Source organism: Flavobacterium cerinum (genome assembly GCF_024496085.1).
Taxonomy (GTDB): Bacteria; Bacteroidota; Bacteroidia; order Flavobacteriales; family Flavobacteriaceae; genus Flavobacterium; species Flavobacterium cerinum_A.
Genome location: NZ_CP101751.1, coordinates 2,800,207 through 2,816,573, shown reverse-complemented (window position 1 = coordinate 2,816,573; position 16,367 = coordinate 2,800,207). Strand labels below are relative to the sequence as shown.

Sequence of the window (16,367 nt, the reverse complement as noted above, 5' to 3'; positions counted from 1 at the left end):
TTATGATTAAAACATTTATAAACAGACCGGTACTTTCTACCGTAATCTCCATCATCATTACCATTTTGGGTATATTGGGGTTAACATCATTACCCATAGAACAATATCCCGAAATTGCACCGCCAACCGTTCAGGTTAGTGCTACTTATACCGGAGCCAATGCTGAAACGGTTTTAAATAGTGTGGTTACTCCTATCGAAGAGGAAATCAACGGTGTGGAAGGTATGACCTATATGACCTCTACTTCGGCTAATAACGGTGCTGCAAATATCAGTGTATTCTTTGAATTGGGTGTAAACCCGGATATCGCTGCCGTTAACGTACAAAACCGTGTGGCTCGTGCTACGAGTAAACTACCGCAAGCTGTAGTAAACACCGGTGTAACTACAATTAAGAGTCAGACCAGTGCCTTGATGTTCTTCGCATTATATTCCAACAATAAGGAATATGATGAAACATTTATCCAGAACTATGCCCGTATTAACCTGGTACCGAAATTACAACGTGTAAAAGGTGTCGGACAAGTAAACGTTTTCGGAGCGAAAGATTATTCAATGCGTATCTGGATCGATCCGGAAAAAATGGCCAACTATAAAATAGTTCCGTCTGATATTCAGGATGCACTTAGAGAGCAAAATTTAGAAGCTGCACCGGGTAAATTCGGTGAAAATGCGGAAGGTGTTTACGAATATGTAATTAAATATAAAGGGCGTTTATCCAAAACTTCCGAATATGAAAACATCATTATTAAATCGACAGGTAACGGAAACTTCCTTCGTTTAAAAGATGTTGCAACTGTAGAATTAGGTGCGTTTAACTACGGAGCCAAAAACATGGCAATGGGTAAACAAGGTGTTGCAGTAGGTATTTTCCAGACTTCGGGATCGAATGCTCAGGATATTATGACCGAAGTAATACACATTTTAGAAGAAAGTAAAGGAACCTTCCCTAAAGGGATTGATTACGTAATTCCGTATAACTCGAAAACCTTCCTGGATGCTTCTATTGCAAAAGTAGTTTCTACCCTTGTTGAAGCTTTTATCTTGGTATTTATCGTGGTATTCGTATTCCTTCAGGATATTCGTTCTACGTTGATTCCGGCAATTGCGGTTCCGGTAGCGATTGTAGGTACCTTCTTCTTCCTGCAATTATTCGGATTTTCAATTAATATGTTGACCTTATTTGCAATGATTCTGGCCATCGGTATCGTTGTGGATGACGCCATCGTAGTTGTAGAAGCCGTCCATGCTAAACTCGACCACGGTATAAAGGATGCTAAACAGGCTACTATTTCTGCGATGGATGAGATTACAGGGGCGATTGTTTCGATCACATTGGTTATGTCGGCGGTATTCGTTCCGGTATCCTTCTTAAAAGGACCTTCCGGAGTATTCTACAAACAGTTTGCGATTACACTGGCTGTTGCGATTGTCATTTCAGCGATTAACGCTTTAACATTGAGTCCGGCGCTTTGTGCACTGTTCTTAAAACCGCATGACGATTCGGAACATGCTAAAAAAGGATTAAAAGATCGTTTCTTTACCGCTTTTAATACGGCTTTTGATTCGATGAACAATAAATACAGTAAGTCGTTAAACTTCCTGGTTAAAAGAAAATGGATCACCGGAATTTCTTTATTAGCGGTAACCGGAATCACCTTGTTATTATTCAACACGACTCCATCCGGGTTTATTCCGAATGAAGACCGTGGTATCATCATGGGTGATTTAACATTGCCACCGGGAACTACTTTAGAAAAAACACAATTAGCGGTTAACGAACTGGATTCTATTTTAGCGTCTATGGACATTATCGAATCGCGTATGAGTGTTGTTGGTTTCAGTTTATTAAACAACGTAAACGGTGGTTCTTATGCCTTTACGGTTATCAAACTAAAAGACTGGGCTGAGCGTAAAGAAGCAACACAAACTATCGAAGCGGTTGTTGGTGAATTATTCGGACGTACAGCACAATTTAAAGATGCCAGAGCTTTATTCTTCACACCTCCGAGTGTACAGGGATTTGGTACTGCTGACGGATTTGAATTCAAACTACAATCTAAAGGTGATGATGACTGGGCTACAATCAGTAAGGTCAGCGGTGAGTTTTTACAGGCGTTAAACCAACGTCCGGAAATTCAATATGCGATGACCAACTTTAACCCGAACTTCCCGCAATATCAGCTGGATATCAATATTGAAAAAACCAAAGATGCCGGTATAAGTGTTTCGGATATATTCAATACACTACAAGGTTATTACGGTGGATTATATACAACCGACTTCAACAGTTTCGGTAAACAGTATCGTGTAATGATTCAGGCGAAACCGGAAGATCGCGCTACAGAACAAAGTTTAGATAAAATTTATATCAAAAACAGAAATGATGAACTTGTAGCCATCAGCCAGTTCGTAAGTCTTAAGAAAACCTACGGTCCGGAATCCGTTACCCGTTTCAACCTGTTAAAATCGGTAAACGTAAACGGTAAAGCGAAACCGGGCTTCAGTTCCGGAGATGCGATTAAAGCTATCGAAGAAGTAGCAGCACAACATTTACCGAACAACTATACTTATGAGTTTTCCGGTATGACACGTGAGGAAATTGCTTCGGGTGGTCAGGCAATCGGAGTATTCCTTTTAAGTTTGATTTTCGTGTACTTCCTGTTAAGTGCTCAGTATGAAAGTTATTTACTACCGTTATCGGTTATCCTTTCACTACCTGTTGGTATTGCCGGAGCCATCGGATTTGTAAAACTGGCCGGATTAGAGAACAATATCTATTTCCAGATTGCCCTGATCATGCTTATCGGATTACTCGCTAAAAATGCGATTCTGATTGTAGAGTTTGCCATTCAGCGTAGAAGGCACGGTATGAGCCTGTTTGAATCGGCAGTTGAAGGTGCAAAAGCGCGTTTACGTCCGATCCTTATGACCTCCTTCGCCTTTATCTTCGGTTTATTACCATTGGCTTTAGCTAACGGAATCGGAGCTGTCGGTAACCGTTCTATCGGTATGGGAGCTGTTGGAGGAATGTTAATCGGTACAATTCTGGGTGTATTCTTTATCCCTGTATTGTTCGTGATTTTCCAGGGATTACAAGAGCGTATCACCGGAAAAACAGCAGCCCAAAAAGCAGCCGAACAGGATTCTGAAAATGTTGCATTATAAATCTATGAAAATGAAATATCAAAAATCATATAAAATAATGGTTGTCATAGCAGCTGCATCGGTGATGCAGTCCTGCTTTGTCGCCAAAAATTATGAGCGACCGCAAGTAAAAACCGAAAATTTGTATCGTGCAGATGCTTCGGGTACTGAAGGTGCTTCATTAGCAGGTGTTTCGTGGAAAACGCTTTTTACGGATCCTCTACTACAAGGCTATATTGAAAAAGGGTTGCAAAACAATTACGATATCCGTATTGCAATGCAGTCAATTGTTGCAGCTGAGGCGAATCTGAAACAAGGAAAAATGGGATACCTCCCTACTCTTAGTGTCGGTGCCAATCTTACGCATCAGCAATTAGCTAAAAACAGTCAGTTCGGCTCTTTTTTCAATGGTTCTTTAGATCAATACCAATTGGCCGGAAACTTGTCTTGGGAAGCAGATATCTGGGGAAAAATCAGAAGTAATAAAAGAGCTGTAAATGCTTCATACTTACAATCGGTTGCCGCCAATCAAGCCGTAAAAACACAATTACTGGCGAGTATTGCCGCTACTTACTATCAGCTATTATCGCTTGATGCACAGCTAAAAGTGGCAGAAGAAACATTAATCAACCGAGACAATAGTGTAACCACTATTAAAGCGTTAAAAGATGCCGGTAATGTTAATGAAGTTGCTGTAAAACAAACAGAAGCACAAAAATACGCTACTGAGTTGATCATTGCTGATGTTAAGAATAACATCACGATTATGGAGAATACGATGTCCATTCTATTAGGTCAGTCACCGGGAAAAATCGAAAGAGGAAACATAGCTACTCAGACGATGAATGTAGATGTAAACTTAGGTGTTCCTGCTGATTTATTAAGCAAAAGACCGGACGTTATGGCTGCTGAATACAATCTGATTACGAACTTTGAAATGACTAATGTAGCACGAAGTAATTTCTATCCTTCTTTTACCGTTACAGCTTCGGGTGGTTTTCAGAGTTTAGAGTTAAAAGAATGGTTTAGTACGAACTCTCTTTTTGCTAATATTGTTGCCGGTTTGACACAACCTATTTTTAATCAGCGTCAAATCAGAACAAAATATGAAATTGCTAAAGCCAATCAGGAAAAAGCATATCTTCAATTTGAGCAATCGCTTTTAACAGCCGGTAAAGAAGTTTCAGATGCTTTATCACAATATAAAAATGAAACCGGAAAGCTGGTCATTCGTGAAAAACAAGTGGATGCGCTTAAAAAAGCGGCCAACTATTCGGATGAATTATTAAACCACGGTTTTGTGAATTATCTGGAAGTTTTAACCGCTAAAAACTCTGCATTAAGCAGTGAATTGGATCTTATTGATAATAAATACCGACAATTCAATGCTATTATAACACTTTATAAAGCATTGGGTGGCGGAACGCAATAATAATTTATTACGACACCTGACAGGTTTTAAAAACCTGTCAGGTGTAATCATAAGAAAAGGGAGCAATTTAATTTCTCCCTTTTTTATTTTTCGCTTTAACTAATCCCATTTTACAGGTACTCTAGTTAAATCTTTTATCTTTTATCTTTTATCTTTTATCTTTTATCTTTTATCTTTTATCTTTTCTTCTTAGCCGGTGCTGCACTTGCCGATCCGCTATTCACATATTTTTTATCGGTTGGATTATAGGTCATACGACTTTCCTGTGATTTATTTTTCAGGATTACATCCCCTTCATTTGTTAATGTAAATTCAAAACCCTCTCTCCGCATTCTTTCCTGGGTTTCAGAAGCATTTTGTCCTTTATCCAAAAAAACGATCTCTTTAATCTTGGTTGTCGTTTGAACATTACTTAAGATTTGAGTTTTAGTTCCCGGTTCCCAGATTTCCGAAAATGTACTTAACGCTTCTTCATTTTTGTTCTTTGTCTCCGTTATGTTTTTTTCGGTCCAACTAATACAACACAATGGTGTATCTTTTACTTTAAAACTTGTAATCTTACATTCAGCCGGTACATTTTTATCGATTGGTTTTACCAGTAATGTATCTTTTTTAGCTCCTTTTTCGTTTCTGAAAACATAAAAAACCTGCTGATTTTTATTTTTTATTAACTCAGCAGTAAGATCATCTGCTTTTGCTAATACCGTAGACTGATTTTTAGCTGCCGGTGCCTTACCTGCTTTTTTCTTCTGACTGTACATTCCTACTGTAAACAGTAATGACACAGCCAGGATAGCATATTGTTTCATAATGGATTGATTTGGTTTGATAAAAAGCCAATGTACAAAAAATAGTTCTAATTTTTCGCAACCATTTTTGACCTTAACTAAACTTAACTTATAAATACTCCTGATCTTATAAAAAATCAGGAGTATTATCTCAATTATATTGACTATTTTTAAAAACTTAATTAGCGTTTATAATGCTCTTTTTCTTATTTCTATAACCAAAATATAAAATTTTCATTTGTAACCTTTTTACAAATTTTCTGTAAGTTACTAAGTTTTACCAAATCAATATCGCTTCTTTTAAGCACTATTTTTTTATTCGCAATTGTTTGGTTGATATCCTGATTATAGACATCTTTAAACAAAAGGGTTACGGTTTTATTAGAGTTGCTTCTGTTTAAAATACGAATTAATAAGGAATTCCGCTCTCTACGGGCTGAGAAGATATAGGTACTTTCAAAATCAGAAAAATCGATTGTGCTTTTATTACCGGACAAGGAATGCGTTTCAAAAACAATCAACGGTTTTTGCAGATTACACATATAACTTGGAATTAGGATGGTACCGGCACTGTGATTTAAAGCTATCGTCCATGCAAAATCTTTAAATTCACCAGGTATCGTGGTGACTTTTGTTTTTAAGTTGACCAGTAAGATGGCTTTTTTAGTACTTAATTTCAGGTACATCGTTCCCATGTTATTGATACAAACCACTTGATCGGCCACAACAAATTTGTTTTTGTACAACGTTTCAAATAAGTCGAAGTTAAAATAACGCGTGCGGTACCAGTGTCCACTATTGATGCCTTCCTGATCTTGATTGTACTCTTTCCATTTCTCATAATCAACCTGAGTCACGACACCTTTTTTCAACTTATGATCATAGTAAAAGGAAAAGCCGTCCAGAGTAGAAAACTGCACATTGCTTACCGCATTATCATGTACTTTACAGCCACCAATGTGAATCAGTTGCAAGGCGAGTCCTTCTAAGGTCAATACCGGATTTACACCGCCGGTTAATGAAAAAGTAACGTTATTCAAATCCGAGAGTTTGTACTCTTCAAAATAAACGCGCTCCACCGATACATCCGTATTGCCTGAAACAGGTGCCTGGATATACAGATTAATTATCTGACGGAACTCGGCACTACGGTTACTGATCTTATTCAAGATATACGTATTTCCTCCGCCTCTTCCGTATACACTTACCCGGGACATCCTACCTAAAACAAATACATTCGGTTTATTCGATTGTCCTTTGACCACAACTTCTCTATGCAATTCAAAATTAGACAACGAACATCGGACAATATTAAAATTGGAAACAGCTACTTTTATACAGTTTGAATAGCGGTCATTTCCCATATAAACAGACTGATAACCGGTAATATCCAAATCGACATTTAAGTTGAGTTGTACCTGAGAAAGATCCAATGTATTATTTCCCGAACCGCCATCAAGGAGATATCGCCCTGTTTGTCCTAACACCACCACATTATTACCCACTCCGGTAGTAATGTTAAACTGATAATTTGCATGTTGTTCTATAATATATGAAGCTTCCTTGGCATCCGACCAGTTCACAATATCCGGGGTAATAAAAGTGTTATCCAAACTGTTCCCGATAACGGTACAGCTTGCTCCGTCCTGTTGGATAGAATTATAATTCGCCCGGGTATAGAAGGTTTCCCAATAACCACCGCTGGCTCTGCCGTTTCGGGAATCATAAAGCAACCAGTCGGAAATATATTCCACCTGAGTCATGAGTTGATAACGACTACCGTAGCCCAGTATAACCCTGTCAATCAATCCCCATCCGATATTAAACGGTGATCGAATCGGATCAAAAAATTCTTCTCTGGCAAAAGGTCCGATCGGACTCGTATAGCTATAACCGTAACCAATAGCATTTCTCACTTCTTGCGGGCTCTTCTCCGGATGATGACCATAACGGATCGCTGTATCGCAGGATTTGGTATAGGTTAACTGATGCGGATTTTTTCTATCATCGCTCAATACCAAACGGACATCACCACAAAGTTGGTTTTTAGACAGATCCGCCAAATTGCGATTTCGAGTGTTAGGCACCGGACTATAACTGCTGGCAATCTCCCGCAATCGATCCTGCCATTCGGTTAGTTTATAATACCGATCATGAGCATTGGCCAGATTCTGAACAATCGCTGTAAAACCCATTCCTACTGCTCCAACAATAAGAGCCGGAATGGCTACTTCCGGAACCGCGAATGAAGCCAGGGTTAGCGCCGTTACAATAGAATCGGTAACCAGCTGACTAATCGCTACTGCACGGGCAGGACCCGAATCGGCACTATTCAAATACGTCACATCTTCATATAATCCCCAGACATTTAATCCGATTAACGGTAATTTTAAAAACATACTCACCGAAGTCAGCAGTTTTCCGATAGTTCCGCCTATTCGCACGGCCGTCTGTTCACACAAATTGGCTAAAGTACCTTCTATCGAAAATGAAAAGACCGTGCCGGATGCCGTTAGTGTATCACCGATAACCGCCATGGCGACAGTTCCCAGTATCGCATCGGCTAATTGTTTACCGCCCAAAACAACCGATGCAATATCATATCCGCTGCCATGACCGCTACGAAGTGCCGTAGCACCACGAATTAAACCCATAAGGCCAAGACCTGCTCCGCCCAATGCAAGAGCCGATTCACTGCTTTCGCCCAAAGTAGCAATATGCTCACTCACGACATTTTCAAATTCTTTGCCATCCAGAGTAAGCGGAACTTCTTGGCCGGTTTCTTTATGAACCAAAACCATTTTATACTGATGATCCGTTAGCTTTTCAACTTCTCCGGTTTTAAATCGGTATTCCTCCAAATTTAGACCTAATTGATCTACCGTGTTCTTTAACTTGATTGAAAAGCGATCATACAGATCCGCAATCTGCCTGGATGATTCTAAGATCGTATAATGCAGCGGATCAATATGGTTGGTGGCTTTTCCGCCTGTAAGATCCGCGAGCGATACAATACCACCGTCGGTTTGCAGTTTTCCGATCTGTTTTAACGCCTCCAGTCGGTTAATTGTTGCAGTATCCGCTTCATGGTCGTAGATAAAACGAAGGAGTTTCTGACTATCAAAAGTCACTTGATCCCAAAAGTCGGCGGTGGCAAACGGTGTGTTCTCATCCATCGCAAAGCCTTTATATTTACCTCCCATAGCCACCAATTCGGTACGCTTAAAACGGGCTGTACCGATACTGAGCATACCGTTTTCCCGATCTAATGAACTAAGTCGGTCTACCGTTAGTTCGGCTCCTCCTTGTGAAAGGATACTCCTAAAATAGCTTACGTTTTCAAATGCCCATAAATCGGAGTTTGTATAGCCGGAGATATTCACCGTAGTCGCATCCGTTAATCCGTAATGGGTACCCAATCCATGCTTTAGATCCAGATGAGCCCGGATAAAGGCACCCACTTTCTCTTGGCTATCAAAACGAACATATCCGATATTGGAATCATAAAATGTATACAAATCACCTTTACGACTTAAGGTCATCCCATGATTGGGCGTGGTCAGTAAATAACGAACTTCCCTTTCAAAGGTAAGGCTGCTTAACACGGTTTCAAGAGTAGCTAAAGTGGCACTTCCGGTATTTTGAAACACAGAGGTGCTTTCATTAAAAAAATTTTTATTGGCCACTTTATTCAATTCCCGTAGTTGTCGGGAATATTCTGTATACGATTGAGCATCTGATTGTGACAACTGATTGCGGAACTGATCAACCTGAAGTGCTGATATTGCCGAAATATCCGAGGCAAAAATAGTAGCGCCATCCAGATAATCATCAGCCATTCCCTGAAGTAACGACAAGCTCAAACACAATCCTTCCGGATATTCATAGGAAGACAACAATAAATCCTGTGGTAAAAACTGAATCGATTCCGCGGAATGCGCTTCTCCCAATTCATAAAACTGCATCGCCTTTCTGTCAAAAAAATCACGGAAGCGTAAAACTTTTTCAATACGCCCCATAAACAAATTTTCCGTATCGATCCATACTTTGAACTGAGGAATAAATAAATTATGGAGTTCCTTTGCCGGAATCAAGGAACCATCATTAACAAAATAAGACTTAAACGCTTGAGAATCTTCCCCTACTCTAATTTTCATTAACCAAAAAGAAAAAGTTTCATTATACCGTTTTTCAATCAAAATATCCTGTATACGATTTATAGCCGTACCACCACAAATCATATTTGTCATAAAGTCATTTACCTTTAAAAAGCGATCCATTCTATTGAAACATACTTCTATAATAGTATCCGATTTAAAATCCCGATTTTCCACATTTAAATTTTCATACGAAGTAGTCCCAAATCGTATCTCTATTAAATCCCTAAGTCCCAATCGTGTCCTAATTGTGGCCAAAGAAGATAAATTTTCCTCAATATGTCCATTAAATTCCACCATATGCTCAATCATTGCCTGCAATCCGGGTGAATCGTTATTCGCACTAACTATACTAAAATCAGGAGGTAATTCCCAATTAAAATAATCTTCATCTGTAGATTTTACAAGATTTTTAAACGAATAATTCGGTTCCATTGACCGGAACAAAATATCAGCCGGCAAAATTTCAATTGCTTGCCATATAGCGTCAATTATTTGTCGATCTACCGGTAGCGCAGCATTATAACAAATATCTATTTCTTCATCCGGTCTTATTTTTAGAATCTTTCGTTTTATTATGCGCTCTTTGATAGAAGATTCTATAGCGTTTTTATCTTCATAAAGAATTTGAATTTGAGATTGTCCATTCGGTAATTCTACTGTTCTGATCGTATGTCCGTCTATGATATTCTGGATGCTTCTGTCCAATGGCGGTACAATTTTGGTTCCCATTACATTGCCGCCCTTAAGTTTTAATATCATTAAAATAAAGCAATTGTATGCCCTTCTCGGATCCATACGCAATAATAACTCCCGATTATAAAAACGTGTCAAAGCTGGTTCTATATCAAAAGCTTCCTCAATATCATGAAAAATCAAATTTGGATATTTTGGAGAAAGTTCATCCTGTACTTTGTCTATTAATCGTTTTTCTTTTTCTAATTTTTGAGTATACATCAATATGTTTTCTTCCGGTACCTGTAAATGTTCCTGCATAAAACGTAAACGAAGGTTATTCCATTCTTCACGAGGCTGTGTTCTTATAAAATCGTAGACTTCATTCTGAATCATAATCCCTTCTGCTGCCGTCATTTCCTTAAACTCATCTAAAAATTGGTATGCCCCTTCTTCTAATTGTCTCAAATTCCGAAGTACTATTCTTACATATTGTAATAATTCCTGTGACGGATTATTTTGATACCGATCCTTAGCTAATTCATATCGCCCTCTTTCATCCCTTATTCTTTGCAAAACAGGTGCTCTTTCCGGATAAGTAGCTCTCCATGTATTCATTGCACGACGGGCAGCGATTTTACTGATTTCGGCATATAATTCATTGATAAGAAGATTATCCTTATCAATCCAGAAATTAATTGCCGGAGGGCTTTCTTTTCTGTTCAGTGCAATTATCCAGGCTTCTAAATTACCGAGTTCGAATACTGAAAAATCGGATGCAATGTTGACAAAATGAAAGCTATCATCCAATTCAGAATTTTTTATTCCGATAGCAAGAATATTACTTTTTATAACGGAAATTAATTCCTCAAAAACACCTCGAAAAGTATTACTGTCCTCATCAGAATCAAACATTGCCTCTAGGGGAAGTCCTTCAAATTCCCAGCCGGATATGTCACTAACATACTTATATAACTCTGTCAGAATTCGGAATCCTTCTTCTTCCAGTTTTTCATACTCCGTCTTATTATGATAGGTTTTAAGAGACTCCTTCAACATTAAAAACAGTATATTGTTATCACACAATTTTTTAAGTAGCTTTCTTATTACTTCAGTGGTTGCCGTAGCTAAAATCTGATTCTGAAGTACTTCCCAGGTAACAATAGGTGGTGGTGGCATAAATTTAATTTTTTAAGCGTTTATAAATTGTTTTTTGTATGAAGTCCTATTGACTCCATTTTGAATAGGGATTTTTTCAGCTGAAAGAAAATGAGGTAGGTTGTTGTCGGGTATTAAAATATTCGGAAAATTATGGAGGAAGGTTTTCAAGCTTTTGTAAAGTCATTTAGTCTTGGCTAACTAACTCTCTCGGATAATAATTGAAGTATCGTTTTATTAAATATAAAGGGAATATTATATACGTTATATTCTCAGATAAAGCGTATCTTCATTTGAAATCCATATGATTTTCTTTTCTAGAAAAATAATGATCATATAAATTTAAAAATTGCTATAAACCACTATTTAAGTAGTTTAAAAGTGAAAACCAGAAGTAAGTTAATTCAATTTTTTGCAATTTATTTTTTCTGTTTTTAATTGGCCGTTATATATAAATATTTGACTTTTTTAATGCTATACAATAAAAAAGGGCTGTCTCAAAATTGAAACAGCCCTTTGTATTATTACTTTTATTCTTATTTGTCATTTAAAAATGCTACAACATTTTTTTCAATGCGCTCATTAATACTTGAAATATCCGCTTTTACAAACGATTCTCCTAAAATATTTTCATATAATTCAATATAACGTTCTGAAACCGTAGCAATATATTCGTCGGTCATTTCCGGAATCTGTTGTCCTTCTTTTCCTTGAAAGCCATTCGCTATTAACCATTGACGTACAAACTCCTTAGATAATTGCTTTTGCGCTTCTCCTCTGGCTTGTCTTTCCTGATAACCGTCTGCATAAAAATAACGGGACGAATCCGGGGTGTGAATTTCGTCAATCAAAACGATTTTTCCGTCTTTCGTTTTTCCGAATTCATACTTGGTATCTACAAGGATTAATCCTTTACTAGAAGCAATTTCAGTTCCTCTTTGGAATAATGCCCGTGTATATTGTTCTAAGATGATATAATCAGCTTCCGAAACAATTCCTTTTGCTAAAATGGCTTCACGTGAAATGTCTTCATCATGTTCACCATTGTCTGCTTTGGTTGAAGGTGTAATAATCGGTTCCGGGAATTTGTCGTTCTCTTTTAATCCTTCCGGCATTGTTACCCCGCAAAGAATTCTTTTTCCTGCTGCATATTCTCGTGCCGCATGTCCTGAAAGATAACCTCTAATTACCATTTCGACTTTAAACGGCTGGCATAAATGGCCAACAGCTACATTCGGATCAGGTGTTGCGATTAACCAGTTCGGAACAATGTCTGAAGTTAAATGCATAAATTTAGTAGCAATCTGATTCAGGATTTGCCCTTTATACGGAATTCCTTTAGGCATTACCACATCAAAAGCCGAAAGACGATCGGTGGCTACCATAACTAAAAGTTCGTCGTTGATATTGTAAACTTCCCTTACTTTACCGCGGTATACGGATTTTTGGCCCGGAAAGTTAAAATTTGTTGTTGTGATTGTGTTCATAGAACGTTTGTAGTTAGTTGTTATAAAGGTGCAAAAGTAAATAAAAACCTTACTGCTACCAAAAAAAACCACCCTTCTTATAGCGGACGATTTTATTGTGTTTAATCGTGATTTTCAATACTCTTATAGGCATCAATGATTTTCTTAACCAATCAGTGGCCTGCAATATCCTTAATCATCCAGATATAAAATACCGACTCCTTCCCCATCTTTTAAAATCAATAAAGCTTCTTTTAGTCCGGAAATGGTTCCTCTGAATTTCAGTGTTTTAACTAATATCTGATAAAATTATTTTATTTCAATTAATTACACCCACTGAGTTTAAATAAAACACTTTGTTTAATTAGGTAACTTTTAAAATTATCCTTTTATATTTTTTATGAATTTTCTTACATTATTAAAGATTATTATTATATCTTTATCCTATTAATCATTATATTAACACTATTTTAAATTATGAAAAAAATTAGCATTTTAATTTTAGCAAGTGCACTGACCTTGACATCTTGTAAAAAAGAACAAACACAGGAGCAAACTGAGGAACCAACTACAGAAACCCCCACTGCCATTGTAAGACCGGAGCCAAAAACAACTGTATCGGGTACATCTTTTATAGATGAAAGTGTGAATAATTATGATAAACAATTTCAAACAGGAAGTCATACAAAAGAAAAATATACAGTTGTAAGTTATACTACAAATGCTAAATTCGCTGAAACTGATATCGATTATCGTGCACCAACTAAAGATCAACAATTATTAGCTGTAAACATTGGCCTTGAGAGTCTTCTATGTGATGGAAGCTTTTCTAGAATGAATACAAGTTTATCTATTCATATAGATGATAAAGCAGAAAAAATACAAAGATTCTCTTCTTTTACACCAGAATTTTATAAAGCAAATCCTAATGCTGTAAATATTGATACAAACAATAATAATCTAGTTTTAAAAAAAGGAGAGAAAGCTGAAAGAGTATTTTATTTTGTAATACCTAAAGATGCAGATCTATCTAAAGCCTATTTAACCCTGTATAGAGGAAGTGATAGAGAAGAACTTAAGGTGTCATTAAACCCATAATTTTTGAAAACGTTTTTATGTGAATAATTATGTATTTAAATTAAGTATTCACTATAAGATTGCACAGGATAAGATGAAACATTTTATCCTGTTTTTTTTTTACCTAAATGTTGCGTTTATTTAAATAACTAGTATTTGAAAAACCTAAAAAATATGGGCAACATATTAATAAAAAAGCCCTCCCTTTGTAAGGAGAGCTAATTTTTTGATCAAGCCTGTTTAAACAGGTATGTAATCCTGTAAATTTTAATCGTGATTTTCGATACTCTTATAGGCATCAATGATTTTCTTAACCAGTCGGTGGCGCACAATATCCTTATCGTCCAGATATAAAATACCAACTCCTTCTACGTCTTTTAAAATCAATAAAGCTTCTTTTAGTCCGGAAATGGTTCGTCGCGGTAAATCGACCTGACCCGGATCTCCGGTAATAATAAACTTGGCATTACGTCCCATACGGGTTAGGAACATCTTCATTTGCGAATGCGTCGTATTTTGTGCTTCATCCAGAATAACAAAAGCATTGTCTAGCGTACGGCCACGCATAAATGCCAATGGTGCAATCTGGATAACCCCTTTTAGGAGATAATCTTCCAGTGTTTGCGGTGGCAACATATCGCGCAACGCATCGTATAAAGGTTGCATATACGGGTCCAGTTTTTCTTTCATATCGCCCGGAAGGAATCCTAAATTCTCGCCGGCTTCAACGGCAGGACGGGTTAAGATGATCCGTTTTACTTGCTTCTCTTTTAATGCTTTAACTGCTAATGCAACTCCGGTGTAGGTTTTTCCGGTTCCGGCAGGTCCTACGGCAAAAACCATATCATTTTTCATGGTAAAATCGACCAGTTTTTGTTGATTCGGCGTTAATGCTTTGATCAGTTTTCCTCCGATGCCATGCACCAAGATCTTGTCGTGATCCGCCATTTTTTGTTCGTCCTGGCTGTTGGTCTGTACAATTCTTTCGATCACATTATCATCGATCGAATTGTATCGTGTAAAGTGATTCATCAATCGGTGAAAACGCATTTCAAACTCATCCAAAATTTCCTTTTCTCCGTAGGCTTTCACCAGCGTGCCCCGGGCTACAATTTTTAATTTCGGGTATAATTTTTTAATTATCTCAAGATGAGCGTCCTGAGCTCCCCAGAATTCTTTAGGGGTAATGTCTGTCAGTTCGATGGTTCTTTCGTTCAAAAGCAGCGGGATTTAATTAAAAAAATAAGTTAGCTTTGCATATCTCAAATCTAGCAATTTTTAAAGAAAGTTCCCTTAATAGTTATAAACAAAATGATGTCAATAATTACGCTTACTACCGACTTCGGGCTGAAGGACCACTTTGTGGGTTCTTTGAAAGGTAAGATTATTACAGAACATCCTGACGTACAAATTATTGACATTTCCCACAACATTGATCTGTTTAATATTTCCGAGGCCAGTTATATTATTAATGCGGCTTACAGCAGTTTTCCGAAAGGAACCGTTCACCTGATCGGAGTGGATTCTGAGCGTACTTTCGAGAATAAACACATTGCCATGCAATGGAACGACCATTATTTTATTTGTGCCGATAACGGTATTCTGAGTATACTGACACAGAAAATCGTTCCGCAGAAAATTGTCGAGATCAACATACATGACCGATTACCGGATAATGCTACCGATATGGACGTTTTTGTAAAAGTAGCCTGTCATTTAGCAAGAGGAGGCGTCATGAATGTAATCGGACGGGAAACCGACAGTATAAAAGAAATGAGTGAACTTCAGGCAACCGTAGCTTCTAATTATAATTCAATTAACGGATCGGTGGTTTACATTGACCATTTCGGTAACTGTGTAACCAATATTTCCCGTAAAATGATTCAGGAAACCGCCAGAGGTCGGGAGTTTGAAGTTCGCTTCGGTACCAAAACCATTAAAAGCATTCATCAGAACTATTCCGATTTTAAAATTTCGGAAAAATTCGGCTTAAAAGACTTCGAAGGTGAAAAACTGGCTCTTTTTAATGAAGCTGATTTTCTTGAAATTGCTATCTATAAAAGTAACCCGTCTACGGTAGGTTCTGCCACTTCATTACTGGGACTTAAATTCCGTGATCGGGTGTCTATAATTTTCAAATCCTAATTTCAAAAATTAATTCATAATTCCTTATGTTTGTACGCATCGTAAAAATGAGTTTCCACGAAGACAAAATCGAAGCTTTTTTAACGAATTTTCATGAAGTAAAGCAAAAAATACGCAATTTTCCGGGTAATCGTTTTTTAGAACTTTATCAGGATAAAAATAACCCGTCGGTTTTCTTCACCTATAGTTATTGGGAAGCAGAAACCGATTTGGAAAATTACCGGAATTCGGAGCTTTTCATTGAAGTTTGGGCTTATACAAAGCAATTTTTTAATGCCAAACCGGAAGCCTGGAGCGTTGATAAACTGGTTAGTCTGGAATAA

Annotated in this window: 9 protein-coding genes and 1 pseudogene; 5 read left to right on the top strand and 5 right to left on the bottom strand. The window is 37.4% G+C overall.

The genetic code is table 11. The features are described 5' to 3' along the window. Positions 1–2 precede the first annotated feature (2 nt). Entirely contained in the window at positions 3–3,167 is a 3,165-nt protein-coding gene (locus NOX80_RS12560; RefSeq protein WP_256550136.1) for an efflux RND transporter permease subunit, read from the top strand. A gap of 10 nt (positions 3,168–3,177) precedes the next feature. Beyond that, complete coding sequence (locus NOX80_RS12555; RefSeq protein WP_256550135.1) at positions 3,178–4,578, top strand: efflux transporter outer membrane subunit; 1,401 nt, start codon at positions 3,178–3,180, stop codon at positions 4,576–4,578. 176 nt (positions 4,579–4,754) lie between these two features. Here NOX80_RS12555 and NOX80_RS12550 read toward each other — a convergent pair whose 3' ends face one another. From NOX80_RS12550 to NOX80_RS12535, 4 genes and pseudogenes are all read right to left on the bottom strand, one after another. After that, entirely contained in the window at positions 4,755–5,387 is a 633-nt protein-coding gene (locus NOX80_RS12550) for a hypothetical protein (protein ID WP_256550134.1), read from the bottom strand. 191 nt (positions 5,388–5,578) lie between these two features. Then, positions 5,579–11,377, bottom strand: a complete 5,799-nt coding sequence (locus NOX80_RS12545) for a TcdA/TcdB catalytic glycosyltransferase domain-containing protein (RefSeq protein ID WP_256550133.1) — start codon at positions 11,375–11,377, stop codon at positions 5,579–5,581. A 515-nt stretch (positions 11,378–11,892) separates the two neighbouring features. Beyond that, on the bottom strand, positions 11,893–12,843 hold the full coding sequence (locus tag NOX80_RS12540) for a phosphoribosylaminoimidazolesuccinocarboxamide synthase (RefSeq protein ID WP_256550132.1): 951 nt from the start codon (positions 12,841–12,843) through the stop codon (positions 11,893–11,895). 152 nt (positions 12,844–12,995) lie between these two features. After that, positions 12,996–13,098, bottom strand: a pseudogene (locus NOX80_RS12535) (PhoH family protein); the annotation flags it as partial. Positions 13,099–13,299: 201 nt separating this feature from the next. Here NOX80_RS12535 and NOX80_RS12530 point away from each other — a divergent pair. Then, complete coding sequence (locus NOX80_RS12530) at positions 13,300–13,920, top strand: hypothetical protein (protein WP_256550131.1); 621 nt, start codon at positions 13,300–13,302, stop codon at positions 13,918–13,920. A gap of 246 nt (positions 13,921–14,166) precedes the next feature. Here NOX80_RS12530 and NOX80_RS12525 read toward each other — a convergent pair whose 3' ends face one another. Further along, the gene (locus tag NOX80_RS12525) at positions 14,167–15,117 is read right to left on the bottom strand and encodes a PhoH family protein (protein ID WP_256550130.1); all 951 of its coding nucleotides are present in this window, start codon (positions 15,115–15,117) and stop codon (positions 14,167–14,169) included. A 96-nt stretch (positions 15,118–15,213) separates the two neighbouring features. Here NOX80_RS12525 and NOX80_RS12520 point away from each other — a divergent pair, with 96 nt between their 5' ends. Both NOX80_RS12520 and NOX80_RS12515 read left to right on the top strand, forming a co-directional pair. Then, complete coding sequence (locus NOX80_RS12520) at positions 15,214–16,044, top strand: SAM hydrolase/SAM-dependent halogenase family protein (RefSeq protein ID WP_256553010.1); 831 nt, start codon at positions 15,214–15,216, stop codon at positions 16,042–16,044. A gap of 26 nt (positions 16,045–16,070) precedes the next feature. After that, a complete protein-coding gene (locus NOX80_RS12515; protein ID WP_256550129.1) occupies positions 16,071–16,367 on the top strand; it encodes a putative quinol monooxygenase in 297 nt (98 codons plus the stop codon).

Bases quoted from the DNA above. Each gene is read 5' to 3' on its own strand.
- NOX80_RS12530 (WP_256550131.1), top strand. From the start codon at position 13,300: ATGAAAAAAATTAGCATTTTAATTTTAGCAAGTGCACTGACCTTGACA.
- NOX80_RS12540 (WP_256550132.1), bottom strand. From the start codon at position 12,843: ATGAACACAATCACAACAACAAATTTTAACTTTCCGGGCCAAAAATCC.
- NOX80_RS12560 (WP_256550136.1), top strand. From the start codon at position 3: ATGATTAAAACATTTATAAACAGACCGGTACTTTCTACCGTAATCTCC.
- NOX80_RS12515 (WP_256550129.1), top strand. From the start codon at position 16,071: ATGTTTGTACGCATCGTAAAAATGAGTTTCCACGAAGACAAAATCGAA.
- NOX80_RS12520 (WP_256553010.1), top strand. From the start codon at position 15,214: ATGTCAATAATTACGCTTACTACCGACTTCGGGCTGAAGGACCACTTT.
- NOX80_RS12555 (WP_256550135.1), top strand. From the start codon at position 3,178: ATGAAATATCAAAAATCATATAAAATAATGGTTGTCATAGCAGCTGCA.
- NOX80_RS12545 (WP_256550133.1), bottom strand. From the start codon at position 11,377: ATGCCACCACCACCTATTGTTACCTGGGAAGTACTTCAGAATCAGATT.
- NOX80_RS12550 (WP_256550134.1), bottom strand. From the start codon at position 5,387: ATGAAACAATATGCTATCCTGGCTGTGTCATTACTGTTTACAGTAGGA.